18 protein-coding genes and 1 pseudogene are annotated in these 17,273 nt (G+C 42.2%); 10 read left to right on the forward strand and 9 right to left on the reverse strand.

What is annotated here, in order from left to right:
• Window positions 1–67: 67 nt before the first annotated feature.
• The gene (locus AC5EUN_RS06470; RefSeq protein WP_010326887.1) at window positions 68–394 is read left to right on the forward strand and encodes a hypothetical protein; all 327 of its coding nucleotides are present in this window, start codon (window positions 68–70) and stop codon (window positions 392–394) included.
• 3 nt (window positions 395–397) lie between these two features.
• Here AC5EUN_RS06470 and ruvC read toward each other — a convergent pair whose 3' ends face one another.
• Window positions 398–943: a crossover junction endodeoxyribonuclease RuvC gene (gene ruvC, locus AC5EUN_RS06475; RefSeq protein WP_005401116.1), complete on the reverse strand. Its 546-nt coding sequence runs from the start codon at window positions 941–943 to the stop codon at window positions 398–400.
• A 122-nt stretch (window positions 944–1,065) separates the two neighbouring features.
• Between ruvC and AC5EUN_RS06480 the strand changes: the two genes are divergently transcribed.
• On the forward strand, window positions 1,066–1,647 hold the full coding sequence (locus AC5EUN_RS06480; RefSeq protein ID WP_005401117.1) for an FxsA family protein: 582 nt from the start codon (window positions 1,066–1,068) through the stop codon (window positions 1,645–1,647).
• Window positions 1,648–1,779: 132 nt separating this feature from the next.
• A pseudogene (locus AC5EUN_RS06485) lies at window positions 1,780–2,421 on the forward strand (LysE family transporter).
• Here AC5EUN_RS06485 and AC5EUN_RS06490 read toward each other — a convergent pair.
• Window positions 2,383–2,595, reverse strand: a complete 213-nt coding sequence (locus AC5EUN_RS06490) for a hypothetical protein (protein WP_010326884.1) — start codon at window positions 2,593–2,595, stop codon at window positions 2,383–2,385. The pseudogene AC5EUN_RS06485 and the gene AC5EUN_RS06490 sit on opposite strands and share 39 nt — an antisense overlap.
• A 314-nt stretch (window positions 2,596–2,909) precedes the next feature.
• Here AC5EUN_RS06490 and AC5EUN_RS06495 point away from each other — a divergent pair, with 314 nt between their 5' ends.
• A complete protein-coding gene (locus AC5EUN_RS06495; protein ID WP_005401120.1) occupies window positions 2,910–3,155 on the forward strand; it encodes a hypothetical protein in 246 nt (81 codons plus the stop codon).
• A gap of 97 nt (window positions 3,156–3,252) precedes the next feature.
• On the opposite strand, the gene metK is transcribed toward AC5EUN_RS06495, so the two are convergent.
• Window positions 3,253–4,419: a methionine adenosyltransferase gene (gene metK / locus AC5EUN_RS06500; protein ID WP_004984924.1), complete on the reverse strand. Its 1,167-nt coding sequence runs from the start codon at window positions 4,417–4,419 to the stop codon at window positions 3,253–3,255.
• A 720-nt stretch (window positions 4,420–5,139) separates the two neighbouring features.
• On the opposite strand from metK, the gene tkt reads away from it, so the two are divergent.
• The 4 genes from tkt (at window position 5,140) to AC5EUN_RS06520 (ending at window position 8,744) form a co-directional block, all read left to right on the forward strand.
• Entirely contained in the window at window positions 5,140–7,128 is a 1,989-nt protein-coding gene (gene tkt / locus AC5EUN_RS06505) for a transketolase (protein ID WP_010326883.1), read from the forward strand.
• Between the two features lie 116 nt (window positions 7,129–7,244).
• Window positions 7,245–7,460, forward strand: a complete 216-nt coding sequence (locus AC5EUN_RS06510) for a hypothetical protein (protein ID WP_004696769.1) — start codon at window positions 7,245–7,247, stop codon at window positions 7,458–7,460.
• Window positions 7,461–7,574: 114 nt separating this feature from the next.
• Window positions 7,575–8,024 (forward strand): GNAT family N-acetyltransferase, encoded by a 450-nt coding sequence (locus AC5EUN_RS06515; protein WP_010326882.1) that lies wholly within the window; start codon window positions 7,575–7,577, stop codon window positions 8,022–8,024.
• A 123-nt stretch (window positions 8,025–8,147) separates the two neighbouring features.
• Window positions 8,148–8,744, forward strand: coding sequence for a YceI family protein (locus AC5EUN_RS06520; protein WP_004984916.1), 597 nt, complete (start codon window positions 8,148–8,150; stop codon window positions 8,742–8,744).
• 103 nt (window positions 8,745–8,847) lie between these two features.
• Here AC5EUN_RS06520 and AC5EUN_RS06525 read toward each other — a convergent pair whose 3' ends face one another.
• Window positions 8,848–9,549, reverse strand: coding sequence for a glutamine amidotransferase (locus AC5EUN_RS06525; RefSeq protein ID WP_010326881.1), 702 nt, complete (start codon window positions 9,547–9,549; stop codon window positions 8,848–8,850).
• Between the two features lie 116 nt (window positions 9,550–9,665).
• Window positions 9,666–10,229 carry a TetR/AcrR family transcriptional regulator gene (locus AC5EUN_RS06530; RefSeq protein WP_010326880.1) on the reverse strand — a complete coding sequence of 188 codons (564 nt, stop codon included), beginning with the start codon at window positions 10,227–10,229 and terminating at the stop codon, window positions 9,666–9,668.
• A 94-nt stretch (window positions 10,230–10,323) separates the two neighbouring features.
• Here AC5EUN_RS06530 and AC5EUN_RS06535 point away from each other — a divergent pair, with 94 nt between their 5' ends.
• Window positions 10,324–11,091, forward strand: a complete 768-nt coding sequence (locus AC5EUN_RS06535) for an SDR family oxidoreductase (RefSeq protein ID WP_010326879.1) — start codon at window positions 10,324–10,326, stop codon at window positions 11,089–11,091.
• Window positions 11,092–11,102: 11 nt separating this feature from the next.
• Window positions 11,103–11,699, forward strand: coding sequence for a 2-hydroxychromene-2-carboxylate isomerase (locus AC5EUN_RS06540; protein ID WP_010326878.1), 597 nt, complete (start codon window positions 11,103–11,105; stop codon window positions 11,697–11,699).
• A 65-nt stretch (window positions 11,700–11,764) separates the two neighbouring features.
• Here the strand turns inward: AC5EUN_RS06540 and eutC are convergent, their stop codons facing one another.
• From eutC to exaC, 4 genes are all read right to left on the reverse strand, one after another.
• Window positions 11,765–12,580 (reverse strand): ethanolamine ammonia-lyase subunit EutC, encoded by an 816-nt coding sequence (gene eutC, locus AC5EUN_RS06545; protein ID WP_005401128.1) that lies wholly within the window; start codon window positions 12,578–12,580, stop codon window positions 11,765–11,767.
• A 10-nt stretch (window positions 12,581–12,590) separates the two neighbouring features.
• Window positions 12,591–13,976 carry an ethanolamine ammonia-lyase subunit EutB gene (locus AC5EUN_RS06550; protein WP_005401129.1) on the reverse strand — a complete coding sequence of 462 codons (1,386 nt, stop codon included), beginning with the start codon at window positions 13,974–13,976 and terminating at the stop codon, window positions 12,591–12,593.
• Between the two features lie 13 nt (window positions 13,977–13,989).
• Window positions 13,990–15,435 (reverse strand): ethanolamine permease, encoded by a 1,446-nt coding sequence (eat, locus tag AC5EUN_RS06555; protein WP_005401130.1) that lies wholly within the window; start codon window positions 15,433–15,435, stop codon window positions 13,990–13,992.
• Between the two features lie 216 nt (window positions 15,436–15,651).
• Window positions 15,652–17,163, reverse strand: a complete 1,512-nt coding sequence (gene exaC, locus AC5EUN_RS06560; RefSeq protein WP_005401131.1) for an acetaldehyde dehydrogenase ExaC — start codon at window positions 17,161–17,163, stop codon at window positions 15,652–15,654.
• Between the last annotated feature and the right edge of the window lie 110 nt (window positions 17,164–17,273).

Raw genomic sequence — 17,273 nt, forward strand, 5'->3', positions numbered from 1 at the left:
GAAAACGCGATATAACGCGATCAAGCCTAAAATTTAAAGACTTCGAATAATGGTAAAAGGAGGAAGAATGGATAAATACTTACTGGTGGCCTTGGTAGTTGGTGCATGCATATTGCTGGTGATTTACACTCAACTTGCACCAGCAGGTGGACAGAAAAATTTTAAACAAATCGTACAGCAGGCATTTGGTCGTTATAAAGTGATCGAAAAAAACTACACCATTATGATTTGTGAGATCAATCACCGCAATGAGCCAGAAGAGTTGGTCTTTATTCGTATCGATCCTGCTCAAAAGAAAAATTTACGCATTTCGGGAAGAATGCTGATAGCAACTTATCCAAAAGCACCGTCGGTACGTGAAATGCGTAAAGACTTTAAAGACTATGTCACTTAACGTTTAGCGTCGACGAGAGCTACTACGGCTGCGTCCGCGCGCCATACCGCCAAGAGCATTGAGTACAGCAAGCTTGGTCATACTGCCTGAAGCATGTGCATGACAAATAGCAGCAGCGAGAGCATCGGCTGCATCTTGCTGTGGTTTGATGCTCAGGTTTAGGAGTCTCATCACCATTATTTGTACTTGTTCTTTGTCCGCAGCGCCATAACCGACCACCGACTGTTTAATCTGACGTGCGGTGTATTCAGCAACTTGTAGGTCAAGGTTGACCAGTGCAGCAATAGCAGCACCACGTGCTTGCCCCAGTTTCAGTGCGGAGTCAGGGTTTTGTGCCATAAATACTTGCTCAACTGCGGCTTCAGTTGGGCCATGAAATTTTACAATACGATCAATCCCTGCAAAAATACGTTTTAGCCGTTCAGGCATATCAGCAGCTTCGGTACGAATGGTGCCAGCATCGACAAAAATTAGTTTTTGACCTTCTTTTTGAATAATACCGTAGCCTGTGAGGCGAGAACCGGGGTCAATACCAATAATTAATGACATGCTTGCCCTTTAAAAAAAAAAATATGCCCATATTGTTACATAAGCGTATCAAAAAAGCTTGATGTAGATTGAGCACTTGATTCTTGCACCTTATTCATTTTGTTGAGATTAGATTAATTTTCATGAAATTATTTCTTTTTATATTAGCTGGTGTCATTCTCGAAGTCTTCGTATGGATTGGCGTGGGCGACCTCGTTGGTAGCATGTGGTACGTGTTCTTCTGGTTTATTGCCGCTTTCTTTATTGGTACGAGCCTGATTCGTAAGTATTCAGCAGGTTTAATGCCACAAATGCAGCAAATGCAAGCGGGCCAGATGGGTGCAGATCCTGCATTAACAAACAATCTGCCAAAAATCATTGCGGGTTTTCTTTTGTTGATTCCTGGCTTGGTGACAGATGTGGTTGCCGTGTTATTGCTTATTCCAGCAGTACAAAAAGCTATGACGGGCGCGCTGATGAACGTGATGATGAAACGTCAGCAAGCGATGATGGAAAAAATGATGGGTGGCATGATGGGGGATATGAATGGCATGGGTGGTGGAGCTCAAGGTCAAAACCCATTTGCAGATATCATGCGCCAGATGCAAGAAATGCAGCAACAGCAGGGCGGTTCAGCTTATCGTGACTCGAGTATTATTGATGGTGAAGCACGAGAAGTCACGCCAGAGGCGAAAAAAATTGAAATGAAAGATGTGAATAAATAATTTCATACCTAATTTTAAAGCCGAGTTCTAACTCGGCTTTTTTTATCTTTATGAAAATGTTTTAAGTGCTTATGATTTAAAATAAATATAACAAACGATATAATTATTTTTTAAAAATTATGCCGCTTTTTTATGTCATTGCTTTTCACGATTTGCGCATTGCATTTTGTTGCGCAGCTAAGTCCCGGTCCTGATGTTTTGCTGATTGCCAAAAGTTCAGCTTCGACTACACAAAAAAACACTTTAAAAACTATTTTAGGTATTTCCGTTGGCATCGTCGTTTGGGTGGTTTTAACCTTGTTAGGTTTTACCGTACTCATCGAAAAAATGCCATGGATTCAACAGGTATTGATGGTGATTGGTGGGGTGTTCCTTGCACGTATGGGGTAGCTGATGTTGAAAGCTGGCCTCAATACAATGCAGCAAGAAGCCTTGCTAGATGATGGTCAAAAACTAACTACACCCAAGGCCAACCATTATTTCATGTCAGGTTTACTGACGAACTTGTCTAACCCGAAAACGCTGATTTATTTCAGTAGTGTGTTTTCATTGGCACTGAGTTCTAGCGCAAGTCCCTATTTAAAAATGCAACTTGCGGTGATTATTCCCATTCAAACTTTTATGACTTTTGCATTGCTAATGCTGCTTTTGTCATTACCTAAAATTAAGGCGGCATACCAACGTTCAGGGAGTTATATCGACATTTTTTCTGGCGGGTTGTTCCTGATTTTTGCTTTATGGCTTTGGTACGATGCTCTTGCAATCTACATCTAAGTCATTTTTAAGCTCTTGAGATGATGGGGCCTGTTCCAAGCTAGACACTTCGTCTTTTTTACTTTGCGCATAGCAGTTGGGCTGCAATGTCGCTTCGGTATTTTCTGAGCCCTTATAGCTACGACTGCGGTTGGCACGTTCGCGTAAACCGCCTTTTTTAATCAACTGAACCATTCTTTCTTCCTCATCGTTGCATGTTATTTTAATAAACAATCGCGAGAAAACTAAAGGGTTTCGAGCAAATACTTTGGAATACGTCAAAAACTATTATGTTACAAAATGAAATTGTCATGATTCGGTGTTATAAAGAGGAATATGCGTTAAATCAATTGATTAATCTTTCAGTGTAAGCCGTTGCTGACATCACTTCAGGTGAATGGCGCTTGAGTCTCAACAAATACTCACATAAGATAAATGAATCTAACATTCTGTGAGGCAGGGTGATGGACAATAAAAACAAGAAAGGACAAAAACAAGGGGGTAAAGCCATGCTCTATCAATACCACTGCGCATGTTGTGAAACAGTTGTCGCATCAACAGATAAAGACTGTCCAAACTGTGGATCACATAATATTCGAAGTCCTTTTGGATTTTGGATTTTCTGTATTGTTGCATGTCTCGCAGCAGCGATTATCGTTAAATCTGTACAAGTCTATTTGGCCGACCGAAACAGTGAACCCGCTGCCGTGACTTCGCTCTTTGATGTGCTCAATCATGACAACAAACCCAAGTAGTGGATTTCAATGACTTCACGACTGAACTGATGCAATATTTTTCCATCAGTGAAAATAAAAAAAACCCGCATTAAGCGGGTTTCTTTTAGGATCAAACTTATAGGCCAGCTGAAGCTTTAAGCGCTTCCACTTTGTCTGTTTTTTCCCAAGTAAATGCAGTATCTGAACCTTCACGACCGAAGTGACCATAAGCAGCAGTTTGCTTATACATCGGTTGAATGAGGTCAAGCATACGAGTGATACCGTATGGACGTAAGTCGAAGTGTTCACGGACTAACGCAATGATCAGCTCTTCAGATACTTTTGCTGTATTGAAGGTATTGATCGAAATAGATGTTGGCTCAGCCACACCAATGGCATAAGACACTTGAATTTCACATTTGTCTGCAAGACCCGCTGCTACGATATTTTTCGCAACATAACGACCTGCATATGCAGCAGAACGGTCAACCTTAGATGGATCTTTACCAGAGAAAGCACCACCACCGTGACGTGCCATGCCACCGTAAGTGTCTACAATGATTTTACGACCTGTTAAACCACAGTCACCTACTGGACCACCAATCACAAACATTCCTGTTGGGTTGATGTGGAATTTGGTGTCTGCATGGAACATTTCAGCAGGGATCACTTTTTTCACGATTTCTTCAATCACAGCTTCTTTTAAGTTGCTTTGAGAAATTTCAGGATCGTGCTGAGTAGATAATACGACTGCATCTAAACGAACAGGCATGCCATTTTCATAAGCAAAAGTCACTTGGCTTTTTGCATCTGGGCGTAACCATGGTAAAGCGCCACTACGACGTAGTTCAGCTTGCTTTTCCATTAAACGGTGTGCATATGAGATTGGAGCAGGCATAAGCACGTCAGTTTCACGGCTTGCATAACCAAACATTAAACCTTGGTCACCTGCACCTTGATCTTCAGGCTTTTGACGGTCTACACCTTGAGCAATCTCTGGTGACTGTTTACCAATCATGTTGATCACAGCACATGTTGAACCATCAAAACCAAGGTCAGAATGGTGGTAACCAATGCCATTTACGGTTTGACGAACAATCGCTTCAAAGTCCACATTTGCAGTTGTTGTGATTTCACCTGCAAGTACTACCGCACCCGTTTTTACAAGCGTTTCACAAGCAACCCGCGCATATGGGTCTTCTTTTAAGATCGCATCCAAGATAGCATCACTGATTTGGTCAGCCATTTTATCTGGATGGCCTTCGCTTACAGATTCCGAGGTAAATACAGCGTACTCGCGCATAAGTCCTATCACAGTTAATTTAAAAGACGCAATATGGTACATCGACTTAGACATTTGAGCCAGTTCTACACGACCAAAATGACTGAATTTATTTCAATTCAACGACTTTTTATCTGATATAAGCATCTAAAAAATTGATATAGCGTTTATTTTTAGTTCGAAATGACAAAGTAAAGGCTTTTGGTTCAAAGTCTATAGGTCCGTATCATGAGATTTTGTACTTTGATTATATCTAATTTTAAAACAATAGCTTGTTTGAATTTTTGTTGGTTTGGGTGTTAAGTTGGTAAAGAAAAAATGCTCAAAATATGCATCAGAAAATAATCGATAATCTGTAGTAATTCATGAATAATTTAAAAAAGTGAATAAAATTCACCATGAATGTTTAATTGTATGTAAAAAATACAAATGTATCTTGTGATGTGTTTGATCCTCAAGGATAACGGTTTGTTCTGATGAGTGAATAGGGTGGCCGAGCTTTGTTTTTAAAAATTGATGATTCTATCGTGTAGAATTTGACTCAGAGAAAAGCGATAGAGACATTTCTGAGTGAAATTGTTGTGATTTTAGGCAATGCCCGCATTTATTAGACATTGATGATGAATAAATAGCGAAATATTGTCCATTAGGCTTTACCCATTCCTCTTTTTTTAAGACAATACACCTATCTTTGAATTCTATTCATCTTACTCTTTAAATCATTTGTTTGGACTCTGACCTATGACAACCCCGCTTAACGAACGTCGTATTGCAAACGCAATTCGTGTATTGGCAATGGATGCTGTGCAAAAAGCAAACTCTGGACATCCAGGTGCGCCAATGGGGATGGCTGATATCGCTGATGTGGTATGGCGTGAGTTTTTCAACCATAACCCGACTAACCCTCAATGGGCGAACCGTGACCGTTTTGTACTATCAAATGGTCATGGCTCTATGCTGCAATATGCGTTATTGCACCTTACGGGCTATGATTTATCAATTGAAGATTTAAAAGCATTCCGTCAACTGCACTCTAAAACGCCGGGTCACCCAGAATTAGGTTATGCACCAGGTATTGAGACTACAACTGGCCCGCTTGGCCAGGGTATTGCCAATGCCGTAGGTTTTGCACTGGCTGAAAAAACGCTTGCTGCGCAATTCAACAAAGACGATATTCAAGTTGTTGATCACTTTACTTACTGCTTCTTGGGCGATGGCTGCTTGATGGAAGGTGTTTCTCACGAAGCATGTTCATTAGCGGGTACTTTGGGTCTAGGCAAGCTGATCGCTTACTATGACGACAATGGCATCTCGATCGATGGCGAAGTTGAAGGCTGGTTCTCTGACGATACAGAGCAACGTTTCAAATCTTATGGCTGGCAGGTCATCAAAGTTGATGGTCATGATGCGGATGCAATCCGTCAAGCGACTGTAGAAGCGAAAGCTGAAGCGAACAAACCAACCATCATCATGTGTAAAACAGTGATTGGTTTAGGTTCACCAAACAAACAGGGTAAAGAAGACTGTCATGGTGCGCCTTTAGGTAATGATGAAATCGTATTGACTCGTGAAGCGCTTGGCTGGTCAGACGAAGCATTTGTTATTCCTGCTGAAGTTTATGCAGCATGGGATGCCAAAGAAAAAGGTTCACAAGCTGAAGCAGCCTGGAATGAAACTTTTGCCGCTTATGAAGCAAAATACCCAACTGAAGCAGCTGAATTGAAACGTCGCCTTTCAGGTGAATTGCCAGCTGAATTCCTTGCTCAAGCAGATGCATTTATCGCAGAAACTAATGCAAAAGCTGAAACCATTGCTACACGTAAGGCAAGCCAAAACACATTGCAAGCTTTCGGTCCATTATTGCCTGAACTATTAGGCGGTTCTGCGGACTTGGCTGGTTCTAACTTAACACTTTGGAAAGGTTGCCAAGGCGTTCAGGACAATCCTGCAGGTAACTACGTACACTATGGCGTACGTGAGTTTGGTATGACTGCCATTGCAAACGGTGTTGCGCTTCACGGTGGTTTCATTCCTTACGTTGCAACATTCCTTATGTTTATGGAATATGCGCGTAATGCAGTACGTATGTCTGCGTTGATGAAACAACGTGTAATCCATGTATATACACATGACTCAATTGGTTTGGGTGAAGATGGTCCAACGCACCAACCTGTAGAGCAAATTGCGTCTTTACGTGGTACACCAAACTTAAATACTTGGCGTCCATGTGACACGGTTGAAGCAGCTGTGTCTTGGAAGTCTGCACTTGTACGCTCAGAAGGCCCAACTGCGTTGATCTTCTCTCGTCAAAACCTACCATTCCAAACACGTACAGATGCACAAATCGCAAATGTAGCGAAAGGTGGTTATGTATTGGCTGAAGAAAAAGGCGAATTAAAAGCGATTATTATTGCGACGGGTTCTGAAGTTTCTTTAGCAATGGAAGCGCATGCACAACTTGACGGTGTGCGTGTCGTGTCTATGCCATGTGCTGAAGAATTTGTGAAGCAAGATACAGCGTACCGTGAAGCGGTTCTTCCATCAAACATTCGTGCGCGTGTTGCTGTTGAAGCAGCACATGTAGACTACTGGTGGAAGTTTGTAGGTTTAGATGGTCGTGTAATTGGTATGACGACTTATGGTGAATCTGCACCTGCGAAAGACTTATACCAATACTTCGGTATTACCACTGAAGCAGTTGTTGCTGCGGTAAAAGAATTGACAGCTTAATTTTTAAAAATTGACTGTTTGAAGGACGCTCCAGTTTAGGGGCGTCTTTTATTTTGAATGGTGTATATAATATGCAAGCTGCTGCTGAAGTAGCTGCATAAATTTTAGGTGATGATATGAGCTTGTACGATCAAATTCATGATGAAGTTGTATTGATGGATGCGGGCGAACAGAAGTGGATTGGACCAGATCTACCTTTGGAGGCGATGGTTGCTGTTGAACTGTTATTGCAAGATTTAGCAGAAGATAAGCAAATTAAGATCCGTCGTAAAAACCATGAAAAGCAGACAGGTATGAAGTTGATTGATCGGATTCTGATTGAAAAACTATGATGGTTGTCACGTCTAAAAGAAGCCTTATTGAAGCGATTCAATAAGGCTTTTTCTTTGTGGTGATTTCAGTTTAAATATAAGCCTTACAAAAATAAACATCACTTTGAGAGCAAAATGGAAGTAGCAAATATTCATATTGTGTCACTGACAGAAATCGATCAGTCGATCTGGGCTACATTATGGCAAGCTTATCAGGCATTTTATCAGGTTGATTTATTGGAGCAGATATCTAAAAACACGTGGCATAAATTGACTGATTCTAAGCGTGAGCATATGTATGGTTTTGCTGCGCTTATAGCAGGTCGGGTTGTAGGCATTGTGCATGTGATAGAGCATGATAGCTGTTGGACGTTAAAGCCTTATGCCTACTTGCAAGATCTATTTACGCATGAGGACTATCGTGGGCTAGGGGTTGCAAGAGCTTTAATCGAACACGTCAAAATGCATACCGAAAAGCGAGCATGTGATCGGGTTTATTGGCTGACCCATCAGGACAATTTGGTCGCACAACAACTTTATAATAAAGTCGCGAAGAAGACTGGTTTCATTCAATATCGGGCATAGCTAAGTTGCTACATTTAAAAACAATTATATCGTTCTAAAGTTGCAACATATCGTTTTATCTTTATAGATGTATTCGTTGTAGAACTCTATAGACTAAGCAGTATTCCAATGTGAGATAAAAACATGAACTTTAAAGCTTTAACAATCGGTTTGGCTGTTGCAACTGCGACTACATTTGCTATGGCAAAACCTGTGGCATATCAAATTGACCCTACACATACAGCAACAGTTTTCACATGGAGCCACTTTGGTTTTTCAACTCCATCTGCAAATTTCAGCGACATTCAGGGTGTGATTAATGTTGATAATGCAAAACCTGCAAATTCGTCGGTGAATGTAACGATTCCTTTATCTAGCTTAAACACTAACGTAAAAGCTTTAGATGAACACTTACAAGCGGCTGATTTCTTTGATGCAGCAAAATACCCAAAGATCACCTTTAAAAGTACAAAAGTACAAGCTGTTGGCGCGAATAAGTACAAAATCACAGGTGATTTAACCATTAAAAATGTGACGAAGCCTGTCGTTTTAGATGCGGTGTTGAATAAACAAGGTGAGCACCCAATGACCAAAGCGCAGTCAATTGGTTTCAACGCAACCACTTCATTTGACCGTTCTGCTTTTGGTGTAGGTGCATACGTGCCAAATGTGGGTGATAAAATTACTGTAAATATCACCACTGAAGCATCAGTTCCACAGCCTAAAGCTGCTGCAAAATAAGCGACATCTACCAAAAAGCACCTTATCAGAGGTGCTTTTTTATGTCCGCTGTAAACTTAAAAGTTAGAGCAATAGGCGCATTGAGCGGATTATGGCTGAATTATTAAGCCAGTGCTTTTAAATACGCTGCTAAAACTTGTCCAGAGGCATGTTCTAGTTGAGCTGCAAAGCGTTGGTTGTCTGCACGCAATGCGGGAATATTGATGCTCGCTTGACGCAGTTCAGCAGTATGCCCGATTAGCCATTTTTCTAAACCGTCCGCTGCGACCTCAGGATGGAACTGTAAGCCAAGAATATTTTTGCCTACACGAAAGGCTTGGTTGGGATAAACTTCTGAGCTGGCCAACAGTTCAGCTTGAGCAGGGAGTTCAAAGGTGTCGCCATGCCAATGTAGCACTTCAGTTTCTACCAGTGCTTGCAGTGGGTTCTGTTCAACGGCATTGAGCTGTAACTGACTCCAGCCAATTTCTTTGCTATGACCTGCATATACTTTTGCACCGAGTGCATGTGCAATCAACTGTGCACCTAAGCAAATGCCTAAAGTCGGTAAATTCTTTTCTAAGCGAACTTTTAGTAAGTCTATTTCTTGTTGTAAGAAAGGGTAGTCTTTAGTTTCATATACCCCAATTGGTCCACCTAAGATCACAGTTAGACCTGTGTAATCCAACGCTTTAGCTAAGTCATCTTTGCCGGCTTCAAAATATCGTACCCGATAACCCAATTGATATAACACATCTTCCCATGCACCCAAATCTTCAAAAGCAAGATGCTGAATCGCGTAAATGGTATCGGGTAGTGTCGTCATAGTTGGCTCGTTCACAGGGGTTAAAGGAGTGTAAAAATGTACAGGGAAATGCGTAGAAGTTGAAGGCAATAAATCAGAAAATATGTAGAAAAAAACTATAAATTCAATCCAAGGTTTTACTTGAGCTGAAGCATGTTTTTAATCATCCATTTGCTTGAGCTTAAAATTTCTCTTTGTAGATGTTCATCCGCCATGCTGCGCGCCATGACGATTGCACCGACCAGTTGACACAGTACCGCCCAAGCTTGTGTTTCACTGCCTAGATGTTGTGTAAAGAGTGCGTGACCACGAAGCATTTCCTGTTGAAAACACAGTTTTGTTGTTTCACTACTACGTGCTACTTCGGCTGCAAGAGAGGGAATAACACAGCCTTGATCTGGACGTTGCACATGAGACAGCGCTAAATAACGTTCAAGTTCGAAGTCAATCCACTCTTCGAGGTTGTCATGCGGATTGGCTTGCCATGCTTGAAAGCTGTGTTGTAACTCGGACTGGATCAGTGCTTCAAATAATTCATGTTTTGATGAAAAATGCGAATAAAAAGCACCGCTGGTCATTTGAGCCGCTTTCATAAAACCATCGACGCCAGTATTGGCAAAGCCTTGCTTCTTGGCCAGTTGAGCACTAATTTTAAGCAGCTCTTGACGTTTTTCTTCTTTATAGCCTGTTTTATAGCGCATAGGAGTTTCATCAAAATAAAATTGACTGATGCTGAAAACTATAACATAGTGATCGTTATGATAACGATCGTTATTTTATAAAGGGAGTATATTTATGGATGGATTACAGCCAGAACAGCAGTTGCAAAAGACTGATGCTAAAAAGAAAGTCGCGTTAGTGATTGGCGCAGGAGATGCTACAGGGGGCGAAATCGCAAAACGGTTTGCACGTGGTGGATACATCGCCTGCATGACGCGAAGAAATGCCGAAAAACTCCAGCCCTTAATTGCAGAAATAGAAGCCGAAGGTGGCCTTGCATATGGTTTTGCGTCTGATGCACGTAAAGAAGAGCAAGTCATCGCTTTGGTAGAGGAAATTGAAGCCAATATTGGTGAAATCGATGTTTTAGTGTTTAACATTGGGGCGAATGTGCCATGTAGTATTTTAGAAGAAACTGCACGTAAGTATTTTAAAATTTGGGAAATGGCTTGCTTCGGTGCGTTTTTGACTGGACGTGAAGTGGCGAAGCGTATGGTCGTGCGTGAACACGGCAGCATTATTTTCACGGGTGCAACTGCAGGAATAAGAGGTGCAGCAAACTTTGCCGCTTTTGCTGGGGCGAAACATGCACTGCGTGCCTTAGCCCAAAGTATGGCACGTGAGCTTGGCCCGAAAAATATTCATGTGGCACACGTGGTGGTGGATGGGGCAATTGATACCGATTTTATTAAAGACACTTTTCCTGACATGTACGCGCGCAAAGAACAGGATGGCATATTAAATCCCGTGCATATTGCAGAAAATTATTGGCATTTGTCGCAGCAACCGCGCGATGCATGGACGCATGAGTTAGATTTAAGACCTTGGATGGAAACGTGGTAAAAGGACAAAGCATGAAAAGCGTAGAATTTTATTTTGATTTAGGCAGCCCATATAGCTATTTGGCCTACTATCGTTTACTGCAAATAGCAGAGCAGCAAGAGATTCAGATTGTATATAAGCCTATTTTATTGGGCGGGGTGTTTAAAGCAACAGGCAATCGTAGTCCGATAGAGATTCCCGTCAAAGGGGTTTATTCAATCTTAGATATGCAGCGCTGGGCGGAGTATTACCAGATCCCAATGCAAATGAATCCGCATTTCCCGATGAACACTTTAACCCTAATGCGGATTTTGACAGGCGTTCAATTGTTGCATCTAGAAAAGTTTGAGCAAGTTTTGAAACTGTTATTCGATGCGATGTTTGGTACACCACAAAATCTGAATGAACCTACTGTCTTGGCAGAAGTGCTAAAACCAAGTGGCTTTTCTGTAGAAGATATTATGAGTATGGTTCAGTCGGATGTTGTGAAACAAAAACTGATCACTGAAACAGAACAGGCCATTCAACGTGGCATTTTTGGCGCACCGACATTCTTTGTGGGTGATGAAATGTATTGGGGCCAAGATCGCCTACATTTTGTAGAACAAGCGCTAAACAAAGCTAGCTAAAAACCTAAGTTAATAGAACGCATTATTTAGGATCAGCCGTAAAATAACGGCTGATTTGCTTCAAATTAAAATAAACGCTTAGGCGTATGTTCCGTGTCTAGACTGACCATTTCATGTTCATCTTTTAAGTCTACACCTGAGTAGCCGAGTTTCTTGGAGCCACGCATCAGAGACATTAGTCGTTGTACTGCAACAAGAATGCTTAAGCCCGCAGGTCGAACATTTGAAATACAGTTCCGTTTAGCATCCAAAGTGCCCGAGGCAGCTTTCCAAGTATAGTAAATGCCCATACTATCAGGTGAGCTTAGGCCAGGCCTTTCTCCAATTAGCATCACGAGCATAGTCGCGTGTAGGCACTCTGCAACTGGATCACCCAAAGCGACTCGGCTTCCAGTAGCAATAACCATCGGTGCAATGCTCCAGTGTTCTGCTTGCAGCTGCGGGATAAGGTGCTGAATAAAAGGAACTGCATTTTCTTCAATCGCCCGTGCAGATAGTCCATCACCAATCACAATACAGACATCATAGTTTTGCGGGTTACTGGCTTTAAAAACCTCTAAGCCATGTTGTGAAGCTGCACTTAACAGGCGACCTAAGTCAGGACGTTTTAAGTATTCTTGCTTATTTTCAGCTTGACTGTGTACCGTTAGACTATCCAAACCTAGTGTATTAAGACTCGCAACTAAGTGTTCGACATCTAAAGGTTGATGTACGGCATCTTGCGCTTCCGCATGCGCCAGTTGAAATTTCAGCAGTTCATGGGTCGGGATACTACAACCAGCACGACCAATGGCGATACGAGCATCGGTAAATTTCTTTAAGTTTTCCCAAGCATCCTGATGCTGTTCAGTTTGATAATTTTCTAGAGGAACAAGTGACATAAGCTGCTCCTTATATATGCAAAAGTTTTTCAAATTGTGGCGGGATATGCTCAGGCCAAAGAATGTGCTGCTGCTGTTGTTTAAAGATGCCTTGTTCAGCCAACCACAGATCAAATTCAGGTGCTGCTTTTAAGCCCAAAAGTTGCCTTAGATACAACGCATCATGAAACGACGTGGTTTGATAATTCAGCATGACGTCATCCGAACCCGGAATGCCCATAATAAAGTTCAGACCTGCTGTACCGAATAGGGTGAGTAGTACATCCATGTCGTTTTGGTCGGCATCGGCATGGTTGGTATAGCAAATGTCGCAGCCCATAGGTAAGCCTAGGAGCTTGCCACAAAAATGGTCTTCCAAGCCTGCACGGATAATTTGTTTGCCATTGTATAAATACTCTGGGCCAATAAACCCAACTACAGTGTTCACTAGCAGCGGCTTGAATTTACGAGCCACAGCATAGGCACGGACTTCCAAGGTTTGCTGATCTACGCCGTGATGCGCATTACTAGATAAAGCACTGCCTTGACCTGTTTCAAAATACATCACATTTTGTCCCACAGTCCCACGCTTGAGAGCCAGTGTTGCTTCATAGCCTTCACGTAATAATTCAAGGTTAATGCCGAAACCTTCATTGGCGCGCTGTGTGCCTGCAATCGATTGAAACATTAAATCAATCGGCACATTTTTCTCAGCCAGTTGAATCCCCGAACTGATATGCGTCAGTACACAAGACTGGGTTGGAATGTGATGCTCTTGGATCACATGATCGAGTAGTTTGAGCAGCTCCGATAAATTTTGTAGGTTATCGGTTGCAGGATTAATCCCAATGACGGCATCACCATTGCCATACATCAAGCCATCCAAAATACTGGCCGATATTCCCAAGAGATCATCGGTCGGATGATTCGGTTGTAAACGGGTCGAGAGATGACCTTTCAATCCGATGGTGTTGCGAAATTGGGTGATGACTTCACATTTACTTGCAACCAAGATGAGGTCTTGGTTGCGCATAATCTTACTCACCGCAGCCACCATTTCAGGGGTTAAACCGAGCGCAAGTTGTTGTAATTTCTGCGTAGTCGCATCTTCACTGAGTAGCCAGTTACGAAAGTCTCCTACGGTAAAATGTGAAATTGGTGCAAATAAATCACTACGGTGCTCATCGATAATCAGGCGGGTTATTTCATCCTGTTCATAGCTGATCAGCGCTTCAGTTAAAAACTGCTTCAATGGAACATCGGCCAATGCCATTTGTGCGGCAACACGTTCAGTGGCATTTTCCGCCGCAACACCTGCAAGTTGATCACCTGAGCGCAGCGGGGTTGCTTTTGCCATTAAAGTTTTTAAATCATTAAACACATAGTGCTGATGTCCAATCAATGTTTTATAAGCCATGTTATAGGTCCTTCTATAAGTCTTGTTCGGCCTTACGAATACTTTCAAATTCTTCTTCAGGTGTACCTTGAACGAGTCGATGGCGACTATGGAAAATAAAGTAGGCAATAAATAGCGCATAGATGCCTGCGGCCATAAACCAAACTTTAGGATCCACCACAAAACCAGCTATCACCGCAATACTGGCTAATACCAAAGCAATCGATGAGGTGACAATTCCACCTGGGGTTTTATAGGGACGATGTAATTCTGGACGGCTGATGCGCAGTTTAATGTGAGAAAGCATCATCAAGACATAAGAAATGGTCGCACCAAATACCGCCATCAGGATGAGCAGATCACCTTCACCTGTTAGAGACAATAAAAAACCAATGATGCCGGGAATAATAATCGCTAAATAAGGCGCTTTGTTTTTATTGGTCAGTGATAACGAGGTTGGTAAATACCCCGCACGAGATAAGGCGAAAATTTGACGTGAATAGGCATAAATGATGGAGAAGAAACTTGCAATTAAACCTGCCAGACCTACAAAATTGACAAAACTGCCTAACCAACTGTTTTGACCATAGACGGCTACCAGTGCATCAACTAAGGGTGCGCCTGATTCTTTAAGTTGTTCTGCGCCAGCAGCACCAGCACCTAAGAACAGAATAAGTAGGGCAAAAGCGGCCAAAATTAGCATCGAACCGATCAAACCACGTGGTAAGGATTTGGATGGATCTTTGGCTTCTTCTGCTGCTAGTGGTACACCTTCTACCGCTAAAAAGAACCAAATGGCATAGGGTACGGCCGCCCAAATGCCGATATAACCCATCGGTAGGAAGCTACTTGCACCGATATTTTCAGTTGGTGCAATGTTAAATAAGTTGGCGCTGTTAAAATGTGGCGCCATTGCGATGATAAAGACAAAAAGAGCGACGGCTGCAATGGCGGTAATGACAAACATAATCTTGAGGGCTTCACCTGCACCTTTAAGATGAATACCCATAAAAACCAGATAGCAGATGAGATAAATGATCCATCCACCGACACCAAATAAGGCCTCGCAGTAGGCACCAATAAAGCATGCGATAGCCGCAGGGGCGATGGCATATTCAATTAAAATCGCCGTGCCAGTGAGATAGCCACCAAATGGGCCAAATGCGGTACGCGCAAAGCTATAGCCACCTCCCGCAGTGGGCAGCATGGTGGCCATTTCAGACATAGACAGGCACATGCATAAGTACATGATGGCTACGACAACCGTTGCGATAAACATACCGCCCCAGCCACCTTGAGCAAGACCGAAGTTCCAGCCAGCAAAGTCGCCAGAAATGACATAAGCCACGCCTAAACCGACTAATAATAGCCAGCCTACAGCACCTTGTTTCAGTTGCCTTTTTTCAAAATAGTCGTCAGATGTGCTTACAGTTGAAGTAGAGAGTGGAGTCGTTGAGCTGTTAATGGGAGAATCGGTCATATGAAGCTCCATATCTTAAGTTTTTATAGATGGCTTGATGGATGCAATATTTATGCAATTTCAGTACCAAGCGACTAGACGTCCTGTCTAATGTTTATATGACACAGTTTTGAATTATTGTTTTGATGGTTGATGGTTGATGGTTGATAGAGAAAATGTTTAGGGTAACGAATCACCCTAAACACATAGAGAACTATATATGAATAGACTAAGTGCTTAGAAGAAGCCCATAGGCTTAGTTGCATAGCTCACAAGTAAGTTTTTAGTTTGTTGGTAATGATCGAGCATCATTTTGTGGTTTTCACGACCAATCCCTGACTTTTTATAACCACCGAAAGCGGCATGTGCAGGGTAGATGTGGTAACAGTTGGTCCAAACTCGACCCGCTTGAATTGCACGACCTGCACGGTAAGAGGTATGTGCTGAACGTGACCATACACCAGCGCCTAAACCATAAATAGTGTCGTTGGCAATTTTAATCGCATCGTCAAAATCTTTGAATGTTGCCACAGAAAGTACAGGTCCAAAAATTTCTTCTTGGAAAATTTTCATGTCATTGGTGCCTTTGAAAATGGTTGGTTCAATATAGAAACCAGAACCCACTTCATTACGCTCACTACCACCTGTCAGTACTTGTGCACCTTCACCGCGACCTGTTGCGATACAACCCAAAATTTTCTCTTGTTGTTCAAGTGAAGCTTGCGCACCAATCATCGTTTCTGTATCGAGCGGGTGACCCGTTTTAATGCGTTTCACACGTTCAACTGCCATTTCAAGGAATTTATCTGCAATACTTTCTTGAACTAAAGCGCGTGATGGACATGTACAAATTTCACCTTGGTTAAGTGCAAACATGGCAAAACCTTCAAGGGCTTTGTCTAAGAACTCATCGTCTTGATCCATAATGTCTTCAAAGAAGATGTTTGGAGACTTACCACCTAATTCCAACGTTACAGGAATTACGTTTTCAGTGGCATATTGCATGATCATTTGACCCACAGCAGTAGAGCCAGTGAATGCAATTTTAGCAATACGTGGATTGGTTGCGAGTGGACGACCCACTTCAACACCATAACCGTTGACGATGTTTAAAATACCGGGTGGTAGTAAGTCTTGAATGAGTTCAATTAAAACCAAAATGCTCGCAGGGGTCTGTTCAGCAGGTTTTAAAACAATACAGTTACCCGCAGCAAGTGCAGGAGCAATTTTCCATGTCGCCATCAAAATTGGGAAGTTCCATGGAATGATTTGTCCTACCACGCCTAATGGTTCGTGGAAGTGATAGGCAATAGTATCTTCATCAATTTCAGAAATGCCGCCTTCTTGCGCACGGATACAGCCTGCGAAATAGCGGAAATGGTCAATGGCTAAAGGAATGTCCGCTGCGAGCGTTTCACGAATCGGTTTACCATTGTCCCATGTTTCAGCCACAGCCAATTTTTCTAGATTTTGTTCTAGACGATCTGCAATTTTAAGGAGTAAATTTGAACGTGTAGTAGGAGAAGATTTGTTCCATTGTTCTTTGGCTTTATGCGCAGCATCCAGTGCAAGCTCGATGTCTTCTACAGATGAGCGAGGGACTTTTGTAAAAACTTTACCGTCGACAGGAGAGATATTTTCAAAGTATTCACCTTTTACTGGAGCAACCCACTCGCCACCAATAAAGTTGTCATACTGTGCTTTAAATTCTACTTTAGAACCAGATTGGTTAGGGTCTACATAGCGCATATTGAAGTTCCTTTGCTTATTGATTTTTTAAAAGCATCTACAGCTTTGGTATAAGGTACATCTGTACAATATTTAAGTAGCATAACTAATATAAGGTTGGAAAAAGGTTG

Source organism: Acinetobacter sp. CAU_H_S170_2, assembly GCF_058890445.1.

Bases quoted from the DNA above. Each gene is read 5' to 3' on its own strand.
- AC5EUN_RS06470 (WP_010326887.1), top strand. From the start codon at position 68: ATGGATAAATACTTACTGGTGGCCTTGGTAGTTGGTGCATGCATATTG.
- ruvC (WP_005401116.1), bottom strand. From the start codon at position 943: ATGTCATTAATTATTGGTATTGACCCCGGTTCTCGCCTCACAGGCTAC.
- AC5EUN_RS06480 (WP_005401117.1), top strand. From the start codon at position 1,066: ATGAAATTATTTCTTTTTATATTAGCTGGTGTCATTCTCGAAGTCTTC.
- AC5EUN_RS06490 (WP_010326884.1), bottom strand. From the start codon at position 2,595: ATGGTTCAGTTGATTAAAAAAGGCGGTTTACGCGAACGTGCCAACCGC.
- AC5EUN_RS06495 (WP_005401120.1), top strand. From the start codon at position 2,910: ATGCTCTATCAATACCACTGCGCATGTTGTGAAACAGTTGTCGCATCA.
- metK (WP_004984924.1), bottom strand. From the start codon at position 4,419: ATGCGCGAGTACGCTGTATTTACCTCGGAATCTGTAAGCGAAGGCCAT.
- tkt (WP_010326883.1), top strand. From the start codon at position 5,140: ATGACAACCCCGCTTAACGAACGTCGTATTGCAAACGCAATTCGTGTA.
- AC5EUN_RS06510 (WP_004696769.1), top strand. From the start codon at position 7,245: ATGAGCTTGTACGATCAAATTCATGATGAAGTTGTATTGATGGATGCG.
- AC5EUN_RS06515 (WP_010326882.1), top strand. From the start codon at position 7,575: ATGGAAGTAGCAAATATTCATATTGTGTCACTGACAGAAATCGATCAG.
- AC5EUN_RS06520 (WP_004984916.1), top strand. From the start codon at position 8,148: ATGAACTTTAAAGCTTTAACAATCGGTTTGGCTGTTGCAACTGCGACT.
- AC5EUN_RS06525 (WP_010326881.1), bottom strand. From the start codon at position 9,549: ATGACGACACTACCCGATACCATTTACGCGATTCAGCATCTTGCTTTT.
- AC5EUN_RS06530 (WP_010326880.1), bottom strand. From the start codon at position 10,229: ATGCGCTATAAAACAGGCTATAAAGAAGAAAAACGTCAAGAGCTGCTT.
- AC5EUN_RS06535 (WP_010326879.1), top strand. From the start codon at position 10,324: ATGGATGGATTACAGCCAGAACAGCAGTTGCAAAAGACTGATGCTAAA.
- AC5EUN_RS06540 (WP_010326878.1), top strand. From the start codon at position 11,103: ATGAAAAGCGTAGAATTTTATTTTGATTTAGGCAGCCCATATAGCTAT.
- eutC (WP_005401128.1), bottom strand. From the start codon at position 12,580: ATGTCACTTGTTCCTCTAGAAAATTATCAAACTGAACAGCATCAGGAT.
- AC5EUN_RS06550 (WP_005401129.1), bottom strand. From the start codon at position 13,976: ATGGCTTATAAAACATTGATTGGACATCAGCACTATGTGTTTAATGAT.
- eat (WP_005401130.1), bottom strand. From the start codon at position 15,435: ATGACCGATTCTCCCATTAACAGCTCAACGACTCCACTCTCTACTTCA.
- exaC (WP_005401131.1), bottom strand. From the start codon at position 17,163: ATGCGCTATGTAGACCCTAACCAATCTGGTTCTAAAGTAGAATTTAAA.